Below are 16,906 nucleotides of genomic sequence, written 5' to 3'. Positions count from 1 at the left end.
TGAGTTCTTTTACTTATTTTTCTTGGTATCTGTCTTCTCTTTAGTTGTAGTAACCGGCTTTGTTTTACCCTTTTCGGTTACTGTTGTTTTTGCAGGCCCTGTAGTTGTAGACTTGGCTACTGTTTTTTCTGCTACTTTTTCTTTTGTAATAGTTGGCTTAGCCACTACAACTGGTTTTTGCACAACAGGTTTCTCATTAGCATCCTCTGCTGTAGCTTTTTTAATTTCTTCTTTAATTACATCTCTAATTACAGAATCTGTAGCCTTTTTTTGTACAAAATTGGTGTCAATCACTACTGCTATCGCTTTTTTAACAGCAAGCGAATCATACTTTTCGCAAACGATTTGGTTATAATATTTTAAGTTGATCGTTTTGTATACATTCCACCCTACTTTTGGCATCGCTTGTTTATAAAAGGCTAGCAGGTTATTCATTTTTGTTTCTAAAGAATCTGCATTACCTAAAATAATACGCTGGTTTCCTACTCTTGGTATCAACTCAATATCATTCTTTTCATTTACATAGATCTGCTCAAACTGCGCATCCCAAAGTGTATCTCTTTTTGAGTATAATGCTGTTTTGTACAAGTCTCTAGCTAATGGAGTTAACAATGTATCTATTCTACCGCTAAAGCCTTCCAGAATATTACCTGTAGCAACCAAAACATTAGCAGTAAAGTTTGGAGACATTGGCATTTTTAAACCATCACTATCAATATAATAATCTTGCCCACCAGCATTTATAATTCTTAAAACTGGTTGACGCTGTTTAATTTCTATATGAATGATCCCATCCATATCTGCATATACTTTTACAAATGCGATATATGGATTAGATTTTATATTTTTTTCAATTTGATGAATATTAATTGTCTCTAAATTACGTCCAATCAACGCTCCTTCTCCTTGTTTTAAAATAGCATCTATTTCTTCTCTCTCTATAAAATTGTCTGCACCAGGAATCAGTATCTCTACCTTAGTGCATTTCACTTTTTGCTTATTAATATCAATGAAACTCATAAGCACAACCATTCCCGCCAAGCATACTAGCCAGGCAAACCCTTTAAAAATCGCTTTCCAGTTTATTCTTTTAAGCATTATTTAATGTGTTTTTTAATGGTTCTATCAATGTATCAATGTCTCCTGCACCAACAGTCAAAAGTAGTTCAGGATTTTTGTTCTTTATGAGTTCTAACACCGAATCTTTTCCACATAACTCCTTTTTATCAGTTGTAATTTTATCAAGTAGCATTTGAGAATTAACACCATCAATAGGCAATTCTCTAGCGGGATAAATTTCTAATAAGATAGTTTCATCTGCTGTGCTTAAAACTTTTGCAAATTCATCAGCAAAATCACGAGTACGTGTAAATAAGTGGGGTTGAAAAATTACTGTTAATTTCTTTTCAGGATGTAATTGTCTTACTGCATCAAAACAAGCTCTTAGCTCTTCTGGGTGATGTGCATAATCATCTATATAGATATGAGCCGGTGTATTTACTATAGTTTCAAATCTTCTTTTTACCCCTTTAAAAGATGCAACCGCTTTTTTAATACTTTTTGGATGGATACCTAAACTCAAAGCTACCCCAATTGCAGCAACTGCATTTTCTACGTTATGTTTTCCTGGCATTGCCAAGCTTAAATTTTTTATAGCAGTATATCCATCATTAAAATCAAAAACAAAATTTCCGTTTTCTACATGAATGTTACTTGCCAGTAAAGCAGAATTATCACTTGCACTATAAGTTATACCATGCATAGGCAAACCATCTTTCACAAACAACTTTCCATCTTTTTTCAATTGGTCAGCGAATAGATTGAAAGAATCATGTAAGTGGCTTTCATCTCCATAAATATCCAAATGGTCGGCATCCATTGAAGTGATTACAGCAACATCTGGGTGAAGTGTTAAGAAAGAACGGTCATATTCATCAGCTTCTACAACCACAACATTGTTTTTACCAAACAGTACATTGCTATTGTAATTACTTGTGATACCCCCTAAAAAAGCCGTACAGCCAAAACCTGTATCTGTTAAAATATGTGCAATCATAGATGAAGTTGTGGTTTTACCATGTGTTCCGGCTACGGCCACACAAAACATCCCTTCACTAATAATACCCAAAACTTCAGAACGTTTTTTTAGTGTAAATCCATTTTCTTTAAAATGATTTAAAATATTCGAATTTTTTGGAATGGCAGGTGTGTAAACCACTAAAGTATCATCATGATTTTGCTGAAAACATATTGACACTGATGATTGCTCATCTAAATAAGAAATTAGAATTCCTTCGCGTTCAAGTTGAATGGTTAAATTTGTTCGGGTTTTATCATAACCACAAACTACTACACCACGCTTAGCAAAATACCGAGCAATCGCACTCATACCGATACCACCGATACCCACAAAATATACTCTATTTATTTTACTTAGTTCCATTTTCTTTAAGCGGAAAGATTAAAGCTCAAAGCTGCCTTTCCTATTTTTATATTATTTATCTTATACTTTATGCTTTGGTCTTTTTACTTTAGACTTTCAGCTTTTTATCAATTTTAATACTTCTTTGGCAATTACAACATCTGCATCTTCATATGCCATTTTTCCAATATTCTCACTTAATATTTCACAACGTTCTTTATTACTCAAAAGCTTTAATGCCTCGGTAACTAATGTATCTTCTGCAGAACGATCATTGACTAAAACAGCTGCATCATTTTTAACCAATGCCATTGCATTTTTTGTTTGATGATCTTCTGCAACATTTGGTGATGGAACCAAAATCACAGGTTTTTTAATTAAACAAAGCTCTGCGATTGTACCTGCGCCTGCCCTCGAAACAATTAAATCGGCAGCTGCATATGCCAAATCCATTTTATTTAAAAATTCTAAAATGATAATATTTGGATGATAGTTTAATCCTACACGTTCCAAAATTCCATTGTAATAAAACTTGCCTGTCTGCCATATTACTTGTACATCTTGTGCAATAAGTGCTGTCAAGTGTTTTTCTATGCTTTTATTTAAGGTTCCCGCACCTAAGCTTCCGCCTGTAACTAAAATTGTTTTCTTAAGTGGATCTAATTTCAACAATTCTGCACCTGCATGATGTTTGCCTTTAATGTCAACTATATTTGCCCTTACTGGATTTCCTGTTTTCATTATTTTTTCTGCTGGAAAAAATGCTTCCATACCATCAAAAGCAACACAAACTTTAGCAGCGCCTTTACCTAGCATCTTGTTTGTTATACCTGCATAAGAATTTTGTTCTTGTATCAGATATGGTATTTTTTTTAGTGAAGCTGCATACAATAATGGTCCAGAAGCAAAACCTCCAACCCCAACAACTGCATCTGGCTTGAAATCTGAAATTAATTTCATCGCCTTGCGTACACTTGAAATAACTTTAAATGGTAATCCTAAATTTTTAAGGATTGATCCTCTTTGTATTCCACTGATATTTAAACCCACAATTTTATATCCGGCAGCTGGAACTTTTTCCATCTCCATTCTACCAAGTGCCCCTACAAAAAGAATTTCGCAATTAGGCGAAATGCTCTTTAAAGCATTGGCAATAGCAACGGCGGGAAAAATATGCCCGCCTGTGCCACCTCCAGATATGATAATTTTTGGGAAATTATTCATTTTTGTTTTTTTGTTTGCCTTAATAGCCCTCCCCGAAAGAAGGGCTGTAAGACAGGGTGTTTATTGTTTGTGTATTAATCTCTATTTATTATGTTTTTAACCCATTGCAGGAATTGTTCCCACAACTACTTTTTCTTCCTTTTTAATACTGTGTTCTTCTACATCCCGGCTTACACTTAAGATAATACCGAAAGCTATACTGGTGAATATCATTGATGTACCACCCATGCTTACTAGCGGCAGGGGTACGCCTGTAACAGGACCTAAACCTACTGCAACTGCCATATTTGCAAATGCTTGGATGGTTAAACTGAAACTAAGCCCAGCGGCGAGTAAAGCACCAAATGCCTTGGGACTTCGTACCACAATCCGCACACATCGATAGAGCAAAACCAGGTAAAGCACAACTATTGCTAAACCACCAACCGTTCCATATTCTTCGATAATAATGGCAAAAATAAAATCAGAATATGGATGCGGTAAAAAGTTACGCTCTGTGCTATTACCAGGTCCCTTGCCAAATAAGCCGCCAGTTGCCAATGCAATTTTAGAATGGTCTGACTGAAATGTTTTATCTGAGGATTGTAATTCAGGATGCATAAAAGTATTAATCCTAGACTTCCATGTTCCTGCACGATCTGTTGTTAAAAACAGAAAAAATATCATAAAAACTCCACCCGCACATACAACTGAAATTTGCTTGATACTCACTCTTCCTACAATAAGCAACAAAATACTTACTCCAAACAGCATTAAACCTGTTGACATATTGGCTTTTGCAATAAGCCCAAAAACAACAACAACAGAACCCATGATAGGTAAAAATGAATTTTTTACATCTTTTATATTTTCCTGTTTCTTTGTAAGCATCCTCGCTAAAAATGTAATTAGTGCTAATTTTGCTAAATCAGATGTTTGAAAAGTTAACCCTATTATCGGAATTTTAACCCAGCGAGAAGCCTCATTTAAATTTGTTCCGAAGATTAATGTATAAAACAAGAGAGGAATTGTAACAATCATTAATATTTTAGAAATACCCGCGTAATACTTATAATCAAGTAAGTGAGCAATATAAATCATGCCAATCCCCATCAGCACAAAAATTACGTGTTTAAAAAACAAATATCTTTCTACAGTTACACCCTTTTTATAAGCAATGGCTCCTGTGGAACTATATACTGCCACAATAGAAACCATAGAAAGCATGATGATAATCAGCCAGATCCATCTGTCTCCTTTGGTACGTTCTAGAAGTGCATTGATACTAAACATAGTTTATAATTCTTTTACTGCTGCCTTAAATTGGTTGCCTCTATCTTCGTAATTTTTAAATAAATCGAAACTTGCACAAGCTGGAGACAATAAAACTGTATTTCCTTTTTTTGCTAAATGGTAAGCAACTTGAACTGCTTCATTGGCAGAAAAAGTGTTTACAATAATTTCTACATCATCCTCAAAAGCTTCATGAATACGCTTATTGTCTTTGCCCATACACACAATGGCTCTAACTTTACTGCGTACTAAATCTTTAAGCATATCATAATCATTCCCTTTATCAACACCTCCCATAATTAAAACTACATCTGTACCAACACTTTCAAGTGCGTACCAAGTAGAGTTTACATTGGTTGCCTTAGAGTCATTGATGTAAATAACATCAGAAATTTTAGCAACAAACTCTAAACGGTGCTCGATATTTTTAAAGTTGCCCATGCTTTCGCGAATGGTTTCATTACGTAACTCTAAAACTTTAGCTACTATGCCCGAAGCCATAGAGTTGTAAATGTTGTGCTTGCCTTGCAAGGCTAACTCGGTAATTGACATGGTTAATTGTTGTTTAGGTTGTGTGTTGATGTGTATGGTTTGGTTTTCTAAATAGGCACCAGTCTCAATTTTTTTACGAATTGAAAATGGATACTGTTTAGCATTGACTTTAGTTTCTTTTAATGCTTTATTGGTTTCATCATCATCTGCACAGTAAATAAAAACATCATTTTCAGTTTGATTTTGAATGATGCGCATTTTTGATGCAGCATAGTTTTCTAATTTGTAATCGTAACGATCTAGGTGATCTGCTGTAATGTTTAATAATACTGCGATATCCGCTTTAAAATCAAACATATCATCTAGCATAAAGCTGGAGATCTCTAAAACATACCAATCAAATTCTGTAGTGCTCACTTGAGCTGCAAAACTCTGACCGATATTACCACCCAAACCAACGTTTACACCTGCATTTTTGAGGATATGGTAAGTCAACATTGTTGTAGTTGATTTGCCATTTGAACCAGTAATGCAAATGGTCTTTGCTTTGGTATATCTTTTAGCAAACTCAATTTCTGAGATTACTGGAATTTTATTTTTAACCAAAGCTTTTATAATTGGAGCCGTAGCTGGTATACCCGGGCTTTTAATTACTTCAGTTGCATTTAATATCAAATTATCAGTATGCTGTTTCTCCTCAAAAGAGATATTTAACTCCTCTAAAGCAGATTTATAACGATCGGCAATAGCACCAAAATCAGACACAAAGACATCAAAACCATGTTTTTTCGCTAACATTGCTGCACCTACTCCACTTTCTCCAGCTCCAAGAATTACAATCCTATTTGTTTCCATTAGCGTAGTTTTAAGGTTGCAAATGTGATAATGGCCAACATGATCCCAATAATCCAAAAACGAGTTACGATTTTAGCTTCATGGTATCCTTTTTTCTGATAATGATGGTGTAACGGCGACATTAAGAAAATTCTTCTTCCTTCACCAAAACGTTTCTTAGTGTATTTGAAATAGCTTACTTGAAGTGTAACTGATAAAACTTCTACCAAAAACACTCCACATAAAATTGGGATCAATAGCTCCTTGCGAATCATAATCGCAAATACTGCGATAATCCCACCTATAGTTAAACTTCCCGTATCACCCATAAAAATTTGAGCAGGGTAAGAATTATACCATAAGAAACCAACACATGCGCCCACAAATGCACCAGCAAAAATAATGAGCTCACCCGAGTTCGGGATGTACATAATGTTTAGGTAATCTGCGATAACAGTATTACCAGAAACATAAGCCAAAATACCAAGCGTAATTCCAATAATAGCAGATGTTCCTGTAGCTAGTCCATCAATTCCATCTGTTAAATTTGCTCCATTTGATACTGCTGTAACAATGGTAATTACAAAAAACAAGAAAATAATTAATGCATATTTCTCATAACCGTCTCCTAAAAACTTAACAACTTTTGCATAATCAAACTCATTATTTTTATAGAAAGGAACATTGGTTTTGGTTGATTTTACATCTTGTGTATAGTAAAAACTTTGCCCTTTTTGTCTTAAGACCATTGGTGCTGCATTAGCAGAAACAACTGTTTCATCCACCGTTTGTCTAACAACAATATTAGGATGATAGAACATTGTTAAGCCTACAATAATTGCTAAGCCTACCTGACCAACAACTTTAAATTTACCTGCTAAACCTTCTTTATTTTTTTTGAAAACTTTAATATAATCATCTACAAAACCAATTACCCCCATCCATAAAGTGGTGATAATCATTAAAATAACATAGATATTTGTAATGTTTGCAAATAACAATGTAGGAACTAAAATACCCAGCAAAATCATAATTCCACCCATTGTAGGTGTACCTTGTTTTTGCATTTGGCCTTCTAAACCTAAATTTCTTACTGTTTCGCCTACTTGTTTACGGTGTAAATAATCAATAATTCTACGACCATAAACAGTGGTAATAATCAACGACAAAATAATTGAAAGCGAAGCTCTAAAGGTCAAATATTGGAACAACCCCAATCCAGGAAAATCATAGTGCTTATGCAGATATTCGAATAATAAATATAACATTAGTTGATTTGGTTTAGTTGTTCCGTTAGTACTTCTTTATCATCAAAATGATGTTTTACACCATTAATTTCTTGGTATTTCTCATGCCCTTTTCCGGCCACTAGAATAATGTCTCCAGGTTTTGCAATATGGCAAGCTGTTTTAATTGCTTCTTTTCTATCTAAAATGCTCAATGCTTTGCGCTGATTGGTTGGAGAAACTCCTTTTTCCATCTCTTTAATAATGGCTTGTGGATCTTCAGTTCTAGGATTATCAGATGTTAAAATCACTTTATCACTCCAATCACAAGCTACCTGAGCCATAATAGGGCGTTTCGTTTTATCTCGATCTCCACCACAGCCTAATACAGTAATTACCTGTTCTGTTCCTTTTCTGATATTGGCAATAGTGCTCAGTACATTCTGAACTGCATCTGGCGTGTGTGCATAATCAACTATTCCAATTATACCTTGCTTAGATACTGCATAATCAAACCTACCTTCTGCACCCGCTAGCGTACTTAATATGGTTAATACATTAAGTTTATCTTGATCCAATAAAATTGCAGTTCCATAAGCCGCTAATAAATTATAGGCATTAAATGAACCAACCATTTTAAAGAAAACATCAATATCATCAACATTTAAGTTTAAGCCACTGAATTTATTTTCGATGATTTTTGCTTTAAAATCTGCCATTTGTTTTAAAGCATAGGTCTTCTTGCTAGCCTTTGTATTCTGCAACATGACCATTCCATTTTTATCATCAGCATTTGTTAAAGCAAAGGCAGCTTTTGGAAGATTATCGAAGAATTCTTTTTTAGCTTTTAAATATTTATCAAATGTTTGGTGAAAATCTAAATGATCATGGGTTATGTTTGAGAAAACACCACCGGCAAAACTTAATCCTTCAATCCGATGCTGAACTACGGCATGAGAACTCACTTCCATAAAGCAATACTCACAATTAGCCATTACCATATCTTGTAAAAGCGCATTTAATGCAATTGGATTTGGAGTAGTATGCGTTGCAGGGATAACATTATCATTAATGTGGTTTTGAACTGTAGAAATTAATCCAACATTAAAGCCTAAGCCACGGAACAACTGAAATAATAAAGTAGCAATTGTTGTTTTACCATTAGTGCCGGTAATACCTATTAACTTTAATTTAGCAGAGGGATTTTCACAAAAATTGCTTGATACAATACCTAAAGCAACTGCAGAGTTTTCAACTTCTACATAGGTCACAGAATCTAATAAATCTGCAGGCATAAGCTCACAGATAATTACAGTTGCACCAGATTGAATTGTTTGTTCAATATATGCGTGTCCGTCAACAACAGTACCTTTAACTGCAAAAAACATGGTGCCATTTTTTACCATACGAGAATCAAAAGCCAAAGCAGTAACCTCGATAGTAGGTTTACCAACCAAGCTTTTTATTGCTACACCATATAGTAAATCTTGTAATTGCATTTAATTTAATTCTATTTCTACTAATAATCCTTTTCCAATTCTACTTCCCGGCAAGATGGATTGGCTTGTTACTTTCCCACTCCCTTTTACTCTAGCTTTCAAACCCGCATTACCAATTAAATACATCGCATCTTTCAAACCCATTCCAGCAATATTTGGCATAACACCTTTTACAGGGATATTTTCTTGATAAGCGACACCATTACTTGTGTCTACAGAATTGAAATAGTCTGATTTTGCTGCGTAAAGTACTTTGATACCAAATGCGTTATAAACTTTTCGTGTGGCTTTGCTTTGCCCAGCTTTAGCAGAAGGAGCAGTAGTATTACCAACCATATTTTCTTTTACACCACTATACATTTTTACATCACCCGCATAAATGCGGTCTGCAATTTTTCTAAAAACTGGTCCAGAAACCAATGCCCCATAATACTCACCAATGGGATCATTAATTACCACAATCATTGAATATTTAGGTTTTTCTGCTGGAAAATATCCCACAAAAGAAGCTTGGTATTGCTTTTTAGCTTTGTAACCCAAATTGCCGTCAGCAACTTGAGCAGTTCCGGTTTTACCAGCAATTTTATAAAGTGGATTGTAAACAACCTGTTTTCCGCTACCGTTTGTAACAACGCCTTCAAGCATGCTTTTAATCTTGCTTAATGTAACATCAGAACATATTTTCTCATTAATTACACGAGCTTTAAATTGCTCTATTGGATTACCCAGTCTTCTAATTTCTTTTACAAAAATTGGCGCAATGTATTTCCCATTATTTGCAACTGCGTTATAAAATGAAAGCATCTTTAATGGAGTTAATTCCATTTCATAACCGTATGCCATCTGCGGCAAGGTCATATTCTTATTCCAGCTTTTATTTGCTTCAATATTTTTAATATTCGGTTTAGCTTCACCTGGAATTTGCAATTTCATCATTTCATTTAAACCCCACTTGTATAAATGATTTGTAAATTTCATAGGGTCTTGCCCATAGTTAATGTTAATTAATTTTGCAATGGCTGCATTTGAAGAATTCTCAAACGCACTTTTTACCGTTACCGTTTCAATTTTAGGGTGAGAATCTTTAATTAAATGACCTGGTATCTGATAATAACCAGTCGCAACCATGGTATTGGTATCTACAAGCTTATCTTCTAACAACGCCATATAAGAAGCTAGTTTAAAAGTTGAACCTGGATCTTGATTACCAGCTATCGCATAATTGAATGCTTCTTTATATACACCTTCTTCTACCCTTGTGTAATTTGCAACAGCTCTAATTTCTCCTGTAGCAACCTCCATAATGATTACTGCACCATGATGAGCCTTACTTTTAATTAAGCCTTCTTTTAAGGCATTTTGAGCCAAATCTTGCATATTGATATCAATGGTAGAAATGATATCCGCACCATCTTTTGGCGCTATCTCTGCATCACTATTTATTGGAACCCAAAGCCCGCCTGCAACACGCTGCCTCATTTGCTTGCCGGTTTCTCCATCGATGTAACTGCCATAAGCACCCTCTAAACCAACACTAATATTTGGTTTTTTATACCCAATTGTTCTAGCAGCTAGGTCTTTAAATGGCAAAATGCGTTTGTTTTGCTGTTCTGCTTTTAATCCACCAGAATAAGATCCTATATTATATAGCGGGAATTTTCTAATTACCTTTAAGTCTTCGTAAGAAACCCTACGCTTAATTAGAACCGCCCTCAATGTATCTTGTCTAGCTTTTCTTAAAAAACGAGAATATTCTTTAGCAGTTTTATCCTTAAAGAATCCAGCCAATGCAGATGCTAAAGAATCTACTTTTGCGTTAAAAATCTCATCTTTCGCAATTCCGCCAGCAAACATATCCATGCGCAATTCATACTCCGGAACTGAAGTAGCTAACAAGCTTCCATCGTTAGAATAGATATTACCACGAACCGCTTCAATATCAAATTCTCTAACAGAAAGACTATCCGCCATAGCCTTCCATTTTTTTCCTTGAACAAACTGCACATCGCCCAGCCTTAACAAAACAGCAAAGGCGAAAAGCACAATTAGCCCAAATGCTAAGTATACCCTTAATAATATGTTCGCTCTAATGTTCATCTTTTACTGATTACAATTTTTTTTGGTGGCTCTATTAATTCTTTTAAACCTAATGTGTCTACTTTCGCTGCAACCTCTGTTAATTTACTTTTAAACATCAAGTCTGCTTTTAGCGATTTATACTCCCAATTCAACTCTTTAACTTCTTTACCTAGCTTATCTATGCTTCTTATGTTTTTCATAGCCATATGGCTATTTGCGATATAAATCATAACCAGCACACATATAAAGACTAAAAACGGAAGCATATCGGTTGCAGACTCTTTAGAAACCACCCCCTCTACAAATAGCTTTCTAAAAAAAGCAGTTGTACTCCCTTCTTTTACAGACTCTTTCGGATCTTCAAGTTCTTCATTAGCCTGAATATCTTCCTCTTCGTGTTCTTCTATTCTTTTTCTGAATTGGTTATTCATATCCTCTCCCCAATTCTTAATTTTGCACTTCTAGCACGGCTATTTTTAGCCAGCTCTTCTTCATCAGCAATTACAGCTTTGCGAGTAATAGATTTAAATGGCTTTTGTTCATTGCCAAAAAAATCTTTTTCAACTTCACCCCTAAACTTTCCCTTAGCAATGAAACTTTTAACAGGTCTATCTTCTAATGAATGATAAGACATTACCACTAAGCGGCCACCTGGATTTAAAACTTCGGCACTTTGCACTAAAAAACTTTCGAGCACTTCTATTTCTGCATTAACCTCAATTCTTAGCGCTTGAAATACCTGAGCCATATATTTATTCTCTTTTCCTTTAGGAATATGAGCTGCAATCGCTTTTTTAAAATCTGTTAATGTAGCAATTGACTGCTCCATACGAGCAGTAGAAATAGCCCTGGCTAAAGATTTTGCATTTTTAACCTCCCCATAAATTCCAAAAATTTTATGAAGCTTATCTTCTTGATAAGTATTTAAGACTACAGCAGCCGTTAACGAACGCTGCTTATCCATACGCATATCCAAATCAGCCTCAAAGCGGGTAGAAAACCCTCTACTTGGCTCATTAAATTGATGAGAAGACACACCTAAGTCTGCCAAAATACCATCTACATGCTTGTAACCCAGTAAACGGAGGTTGTTTTTTAAGAACCCGAAATTTTGATCAACAAACAGAAAACGAGGATCATCTATTTTATTTCTTTGCGCATCTGGATCCTGATCAAAAGCAATCAAGACACCATCTTTGCCCAAGTTTTTTAATATTTCTTTAGAGTGACCACCGCCACCAAAAGTAACATCTACATATACACCAGAAGGCTTGATATCCAAACCTTCAATACATTCTTTTAGCAAAACCGGAACGTGGTAATTACTCTCCATCTTCTATCCTCCTATTTTTACCACCCATTACTTTTTCTGCCAGCTTAGCAAAATCTTCAGAAGGTTCATCAAACAAACTATCGTAAGCTTTTTTATCCCAAACCTCAACCTTATCTAATTGACAAGCCAATATTACCTCAGAACCTATTTTTGCAAAATCAGTTAATGATTTTGGCAATAAAACTCTACCAGCCGCATCTAGTGAAAGTTCGGTTGCCCCACGCTGAAACTTACGAACGAAGTCTCTATTCTCTGGAACATACATATTAAGCTTCATCATTTCAGCAATAATATCTTCCCAAACTTTTTTAGGGTAAATAATTAAATTTTGCTCAAAACCACGACTAACAACCAACCCATCCCTCTCAACATCAGGTAATTGCTTCTTCAACGAAGAAGGAACACTTAAGCGTCCTTTCGCATCTAGCTTGCAATCAAATTCTCCAATCAGTTGAGTCATTACGGTCTATACACTTTTTATGTAGTGTAAAAATAAAACACTTCTACCACTTTTTACCACTTTTTACCACAAAAAAGTTTTCAACATCTTTATTTATGAATTTTTGTCCCACTTTTGGTTATTTTTTGAACGAAATTTTGGGACAATAAAAAAGGCGGTATATCGAAAATAATTCGATACACCGCCTTAAACAGCTTTAAATGAATGCTTTTAGTTAGCTCATAATCGCTTTTACACCTGGCAATTCTTTTCCTTCCATATACTCTAGTAAAGCACCACCACCTGTAGAAACGTAGCTCACTTCGTCTTCTAAACCAAATTTAGCGATGGCCGCAGCAGAATCTCCACCACCAATTAAAGAAAAAGCACCATTTTTTGTCGCTTCAACCACAGCTTCTGCTACAGCTTTTGTACCTTGTTCAAAGTTGGCCATTTCAAAAACTCCCATTGGGCCATTCCATAATAAGGTTTTTGAATTCTTAATTGTTTCATTAAACAAAGTGATCGTTTTTGAGCCAATATCTAAGCCCATCCAATCTTCAGGGATCTTTCCTGTATCTACTTGGTCTTTAGATGCTTCGTTATCAAATTTATCAGCAATCACTGTATCAACAGGAAGAATTAAGTTTACACCTTTCGCTTTTGCTTTATCAAGCAATTCTAAGCATAAAGCCATTCTATCTTCTTCTAAAAGTGATGTGCCAATTTCTCCACCTTGTGCTTTTGCAAAAGTGTAAGCCATGCCGCCACCAATAATCAAATTATCTACTTTGTCTAATAAACTTTCAATCAACAAAATTTTATCTGAAACCTTCGCCCCGCCCATAATAGCAGTAAAAGGCTTTGTTGCACCATGGTTAACTTTTTCTGCATTTTTTAATTCTTCAGCCATTAAATAGCCGAAATATTTTGCATTTGGAAAGAATTGAGCCACAATAGTTGTAGAAGCATGTGCACGATGAGCGGTACCAAATGCGTCGTTTACATATATATTACCTAGTTTCGATAGTTTTTCTGCAAATGCAACATCGCCTTTTTCCTCTTCAGGATGAAAACGCAAATTTTCTAGCAAAAGAACTTCTCCTGGAAAAAGGTTATTCGCTTTATTTTCAGCATCAGCCCCAATGCAATCATCAGCAAATTTCACTTCCTGATCAAGCATTCTTGATAAATCACCTAAAATATGTTTTAAAGAATATTTTTCTTCAGGACCACCTTTTGGTCTTCCTAAATGCGACATTAGCACTACAGACCCACCATCATTTAAAATTTTATTTATGGTTGGCAAAGCCGCTCTCATTCTTTTATCATCAGTAATATTATAGTCTTTATCTAAAGGAACGTTAAAATCTACCCTTACTAGCGCTTTTTTATCTTTGAAATTACATTGGTCTATTGTGTTCATATCTTAATTTAGTTTTAAAATCATTTCATAATGGGGTCCCACTCCTGCTATTTCAAATTCTTCAGAGACCAATTCAAAATTTAGTTTTTGATAGAATTTTATAGCCGGTGTTCTTGCGTTACACCATATATATCTTGCATTTGTTTTTCTTATATATTCAATAGCAAATTCAATAAGTTGTTTACCAAAACCTTTTTCAAGAAAAGGAGTATCAGTAGCCATGCCACGGAGCTGGTAGCCTAGTTCTTTGTTCTCCTTATAGTTATTAGGAAAAAAAGAAGCGATAGTTGCAATTTCATTACCTACATAAAAAGCCAGATGAAAAGCTCCTTCTACTTGATCTGTCGGGAAAATACATTCCTCTGGAGCCAAGCCATTCCTTAAAATTTTACTTCTAAGCCCTAATGTGAACTCAAATGGGACAAATTTAACCATTCGCAATCGCTATTTTTTCTACTAAATCTACTAATCTATTGGAGTAACCAGATTCGTTATCATACCATCCAACCACTTTTACCAAATCGCCAACTATAGAAGTTAATTGAGAATCAAATATACAAGAATGTGGGTTATCAATTATATCTACAGAAACAATTGGGTCTGCAGTATATTCAATAATTGATTTAAGCTTACCATCTGCAGCATTTTTAAACGCTAAATTGATATCTTCTATTGTTGTTTTTTGTTTAAGAATGCAAGTAAAATCAGTTAAGGAACCATTTAAAACTGGCACCCGAATTCCTGCCCCGCCTAGTCTTCCATCTAAATGCGGAAAAATATGTGTAATTGCCTTTGCAGCACCTGTACTTGTTGGAATAATGGATGAGGATGCAGCTCTCGCTCTTCTTAAGTCTTTATGCGGTGAATCATGTAAATTTTGATCACCTGTCATTGAGTGAATTGTAGTAATATACCCTTCTTCAACACCCCAATTATCGTCTAAAATTTTCACCATTGGAGCAACATTGTTGGTAGTACAAGATGCATTGGATAAAATTGTTGATTGCAAATTAATGCTTTCGTCATTTACACCTATAACAACCATTGGGATATCCTTATCGGTTGCTGGAGCAGAAATAAGCACTTGTTTTGCTCCTGCTTGAATATGTAAATTTGCTTGCTCTCTATTTGTAAATTTACCAGTTGATTCGATAACCAAATCAATTTGAAGTGCAGCCCATGGTAGTAGTTCAGGATTTTTTTGGGCTAATACCTTAATTCTTTTACCGTTAATAAGTAAAGAATCATCATCATAACCTATATCACCCTTATAAACACCATGCACAGAATCATACTTAAATAAATGAGCTAATGTTGCGGGTGCAGTAAGGTCGTTAATGGCTATAACATTTAGTTGGCGCTCTAGTGCTGTACGAAGAAAAGTACGCCCAATTCTACCAAAACCATTTATTGCAATATTCATGGAGCAAAACTAGCTATATTCTTTTAAGAGAAAGCTATTTTTTTGTCGTTTTTAACTTAACAGGCTATTAAGAAATAAGTTAATTGCTTGATGGGTTAAAAGTATCTTTAAAGATAACATCTGTAAGCTTGTAATTGCGGTCTATTTTCTTGCCTATAGCATAGGTAATCCATGTATTCATTATCACACATATACTAAGTATAATTGAGATTAAAGTGAAATTACCTAAGGTTTGTAGCACTAACGCCAGAGATATCATTAAAACATTAAAAAAGGAAAGAGAAAAAACAATTTGGTTGGCAGTAAAACCTAAACGTTGTAATCGATGATGAACATGATTTCTATCTCCCTTAAATGGGGATCTGCGTTGAATAATACGAATAAAAAATATCCTCAACGAATCGAATATCGGCACTATTAAAACTGCTACTGAGATTGCTGGAGCAGAATAAAAATTTGGGTCTGGCTTTGATCCAATTTTATTTAATTCAATAAATTTAATTGCTAAAATTACCGCAACAAGACCAATAATTAGCGCTCCAGTATCTCCCATGAAAATTTTAGCCGGATAATAATTAAAGATCAAAAATCCAATTACAGAACCAAACATAGCGAAAGCGATAAATGCATAGGCATAAGCATCTGCTATTGCAAAAAAAACTCCAAAACATAAAGTTGCCAAAGCCCCTAATGTGCCTGCCAATCCATCTACACCATCTATTAAATTAAAGGCATTATTTACAAAAATTATAACTACAATAGAGAATAAGCTACCCCACAACATATTAACTTCCCAAAGATAAAATACGCCATAAAAACTTGTTAACCTAAAGTTTCCAGCTACAACCAATATTGCAGCAACAACTAATTGCATTAAAAACTTAGTGCTCGCGTTTATGCCATATAAATCATCTTTTAAACCTAATGCAAATAATATAATACAAGATGTGATTAAAAAATTTGCTTGTTTATAATCTACCATTGCTGCAAAGAGCAATGTTGTTATCGTAAAACTGCAAAATATAGCAACTCCGCCCAACCTAGAAATATGCAATCGATGTAATTTTCGATACCCATCAGATCGATCAAATAAACGGTATTTTATAGCGGTAAAAATAATAGATGGTATACCAGCTATTGCCACTAGAAAGGATAAGCCAACTATTGAAATATAATATACTAAATGACTCTGAAAAAAATCCACGATAAAAAAGTTGAGCGTATAACCAAAAGTACC

At 34.7% G+C, this 16,906-nt stretch carries 15 protein-coding genes; all 15 read right to left on the bottom strand.

What is annotated here, in order from left to right:
- Positions 1–9 precede the first annotated feature (9 nt).
- The gene (locus tag FA048_RS13735; protein ID WP_136841980.1) at positions 10–1,098 is read right to left on the bottom strand and encodes a cell division protein FtsQ/DivIB; all 1,089 of its coding nucleotides are present in this window, start codon (positions 1,096–1,098) and stop codon (positions 10–12) included.
- The gene (murC, locus tag FA048_RS13730; protein ID WP_136841977.1) at positions 1,091–2,443 is read right to left on the bottom strand and encodes a UDP-N-acetylmuramate--L-alanine ligase; all 1,353 of its coding nucleotides are present in this window, start codon (positions 2,441–2,443) and stop codon (positions 1,091–1,093) included. The genes FA048_RS13735 and murC overlap by 8 nt, the downstream gene beginning before the upstream one ends.
- Before the next feature lie 96 nt (positions 2,444–2,539).
- Positions 2,540–3,646 carry an undecaprenyldiphospho-muramoylpentapeptide beta-N-acetylglucosaminyltransferase gene (murG, locus tag FA048_RS13725; RefSeq protein ID WP_136841975.1) on the bottom strand — a complete coding sequence of 369 codons (1,107 nt, stop codon included), beginning with the start codon at positions 3,644–3,646 and terminating at the stop codon, positions 2,540–2,542.
- Between the two features lie 96 nt (positions 3,647–3,742).
- Positions 3,743–4,918, bottom strand: coding sequence for an FtsW/RodA/SpoVE family cell cycle protein (locus FA048_RS13720; protein WP_136841972.1), 1,176 nt, complete (start codon positions 4,916–4,918; stop codon positions 3,743–3,745).
- A gap of 3 nt (positions 4,919–4,921) precedes the next feature.
- Positions 4,922–6,265 (bottom strand): UDP-N-acetylmuramoyl-L-alanine--D-glutamate ligase, encoded by a 1,344-nt coding sequence (gene murD, locus FA048_RS13715; protein ID WP_136841970.1) that lies wholly within the window; start codon positions 6,263–6,265, stop codon positions 4,922–4,924.
- A complete protein-coding gene (gene mraY / locus FA048_RS13710; RefSeq protein WP_136841967.1) occupies positions 6,265–7,512 on the bottom strand; it encodes a phospho-N-acetylmuramoyl-pentapeptide-transferase in 1,248 nt (415 codons plus the stop codon). The genes murD and mraY overlap by 1 nt, the downstream gene beginning before the upstream one ends.
- Complete coding sequence (locus FA048_RS13705; protein ID WP_136841965.1) at positions 7,512–8,969, bottom strand: UDP-N-acetylmuramoyl-L-alanyl-D-glutamate--2,6-diaminopimelate ligase; 1,458 nt, start codon at positions 8,967–8,969, stop codon at positions 7,512–7,514. The genes mraY and FA048_RS13705 overlap by 1 nt, the downstream gene beginning before the upstream one ends.
- Positions 8,970–11,066 (bottom strand): penicillin-binding protein, encoded by a 2,097-nt coding sequence (locus FA048_RS13700; RefSeq protein ID WP_136841962.1) that lies wholly within the window; start codon positions 11,064–11,066, stop codon positions 8,970–8,972.
- Positions 11,063–11,479 (bottom strand): FtsL-like putative cell division protein, encoded by a 417-nt coding sequence (locus tag FA048_RS13695; RefSeq protein ID WP_136841959.1) that lies wholly within the window; start codon positions 11,477–11,479, stop codon positions 11,063–11,065. The genes FA048_RS13700 and FA048_RS13695 overlap by 4 nt, the downstream gene beginning before the upstream one ends.
- A complete protein-coding gene (gene rsmH / locus FA048_RS13690; RefSeq protein ID WP_136841956.1) occupies positions 11,476–12,381 on the bottom strand; it encodes a 16S rRNA (cytosine(1402)-N(4))-methyltransferase RsmH in 906 nt (301 codons plus the stop codon). The genes FA048_RS13695 and rsmH overlap by 4 nt, the downstream gene beginning before the upstream one ends.
- Complete coding sequence (gene mraZ, locus FA048_RS13685; RefSeq protein ID WP_136841954.1) at positions 12,371–12,841, bottom strand: division/cell wall cluster transcriptional repressor MraZ; 471 nt, start codon at positions 12,839–12,841, stop codon at positions 12,371–12,373. The genes rsmH and mraZ overlap by 11 nt, the downstream gene beginning before the upstream one ends.
- Positions 12,842–13,055: 214 nt before the next feature.
- On the bottom strand, positions 13,056–14,246 hold the full coding sequence (locus tag FA048_RS13680; RefSeq protein WP_136841951.1) for a phosphoglycerate kinase: 1,191 nt from the start codon (positions 14,244–14,246) through the stop codon (positions 13,056–13,058).
- 3 nt (positions 14,247–14,249) lie between these two features.
- The gene (locus FA048_RS13675; RefSeq protein ID WP_136841948.1) at positions 14,250–14,681 is read right to left on the bottom strand and encodes a GNAT family N-acetyltransferase; all 432 of its coding nucleotides are present in this window, start codon (positions 14,679–14,681) and stop codon (positions 14,250–14,252) included.
- A complete protein-coding gene (gene gap, locus FA048_RS13670; protein WP_136841945.1) occupies positions 14,674–15,669 on the bottom strand; it encodes a type I glyceraldehyde-3-phosphate dehydrogenase in 996 nt (331 codons plus the stop codon). The genes FA048_RS13675 and gap overlap by 8 nt, the downstream gene beginning before the upstream one ends.
- Positions 15,670–15,748: 79 nt before the next feature.
- A complete protein-coding gene (locus tag FA048_RS13665) occupies positions 15,749–16,873 on the bottom strand; it encodes an MraY family glycosyltransferase (RefSeq protein WP_225872543.1) in 1,125 nt (374 codons plus the stop codon).
- Positions 16,874–16,906 lie beyond the last annotated feature (33 nt).

Origin of the sequence: Pedobacter polaris, assembly GCF_005116505.1 — a bacterium.
GTDB classification, from domain to species: Bacteria; Bacteroidota; Bacteroidia; order Sphingobacteriales; family Sphingobacteriaceae; genus Pedobacter; species Pedobacter polaris.
The sequence above is the reverse complement of the archived record's forward strand: the minus strand, read 5'-3'. Positions and strand labels throughout refer to the sequence as shown.

What these genes read in the sequence shown, in the direction of transcription:
- FA048_RS13720 (WP_136841972.1), bottom strand. Translation starts at nt 4,918, where the DNA reads ATGTTTAGTATCAATGCACTTCTAGAACGTACCAAAGGAGACAGATGG.
- murG (WP_136841975.1), bottom strand. Translation starts at nt 3,646, where the DNA reads ATGAATAATTTCCCAAAAATTATCATATCTGGAGGTGGCACAGGCGGG.
- murD (WP_136841970.1), bottom strand. Translation starts at nt 6,265, where the DNA reads ATGGAAACAAATAGGATTGTAATTCTTGGAGCTGGAGAAAGTGGAGTA.
- FA048_RS13705 (WP_136841965.1), bottom strand. Translation starts at nt 8,969, where the DNA reads ATGCAATTACAAGATTTACTATATGGTGTAGCAATAAAAAGCTTGGTT.
- FA048_RS13735 (WP_136841980.1), bottom strand. Translation starts at nt 1,098, where the DNA reads ATGCTTAAAAGAATAAACTGGAAAGCGATTTTTAAAGGGTTTGCCTGG.
- FA048_RS13695 (WP_136841959.1), bottom strand. Translation starts at nt 11,479, where the DNA reads ATGAATAACCAATTCAGAAAAAGAATAGAAGAACACGAAGAGGAAGAT.
- FA048_RS13680 (WP_136841951.1), bottom strand. Translation starts at nt 14,246, where the DNA reads ATGAACACAATAGACCAATGTAATTTCAAAGATAAAAAAGCGCTAGTA.
- mraZ (WP_136841954.1), bottom strand. Translation starts at nt 12,841, where the DNA reads ATGACTCAACTGATTGGAGAATTTGATTGCAAGCTAGATGCGAAAGGA.
- mraY (WP_136841967.1), bottom strand. Translation starts at nt 7,512, where the DNA reads ATGTTATATTTATTATTCGAATATCTGCATAAGCACTATGATTTTCCT.
- FA048_RS13700 (WP_136841962.1), bottom strand. Translation starts at nt 11,066, where the DNA reads ATGAACATTAGAGCGAACATATTATTAAGGGTATACTTAGCATTTGGG.
- gap (WP_136841945.1), bottom strand. Translation starts at nt 15,669, where the DNA reads ATGAATATTGCAATAAATGGTTTTGGTAGAATTGGGCGTACTTTTCTT.
- murC (WP_136841977.1), bottom strand. Translation starts at nt 2,443, where the DNA reads ATGGAACTAAGTAAAATAAATAGAGTATATTTTGTGGGTATCGGTGGT.
- FA048_RS13675 (WP_136841948.1), bottom strand. Translation starts at nt 14,681, where the DNA reads ATGGTTAAATTTGTCCCATTTGAGTTCACATTAGGGCTTAGAAGTAAA.
- rsmH (WP_136841956.1), bottom strand. Translation starts at nt 12,381, where the DNA reads ATGGAGAGTAATTACCACGTTCCGGTTTTGCTAAAAGAATGTATTGAA.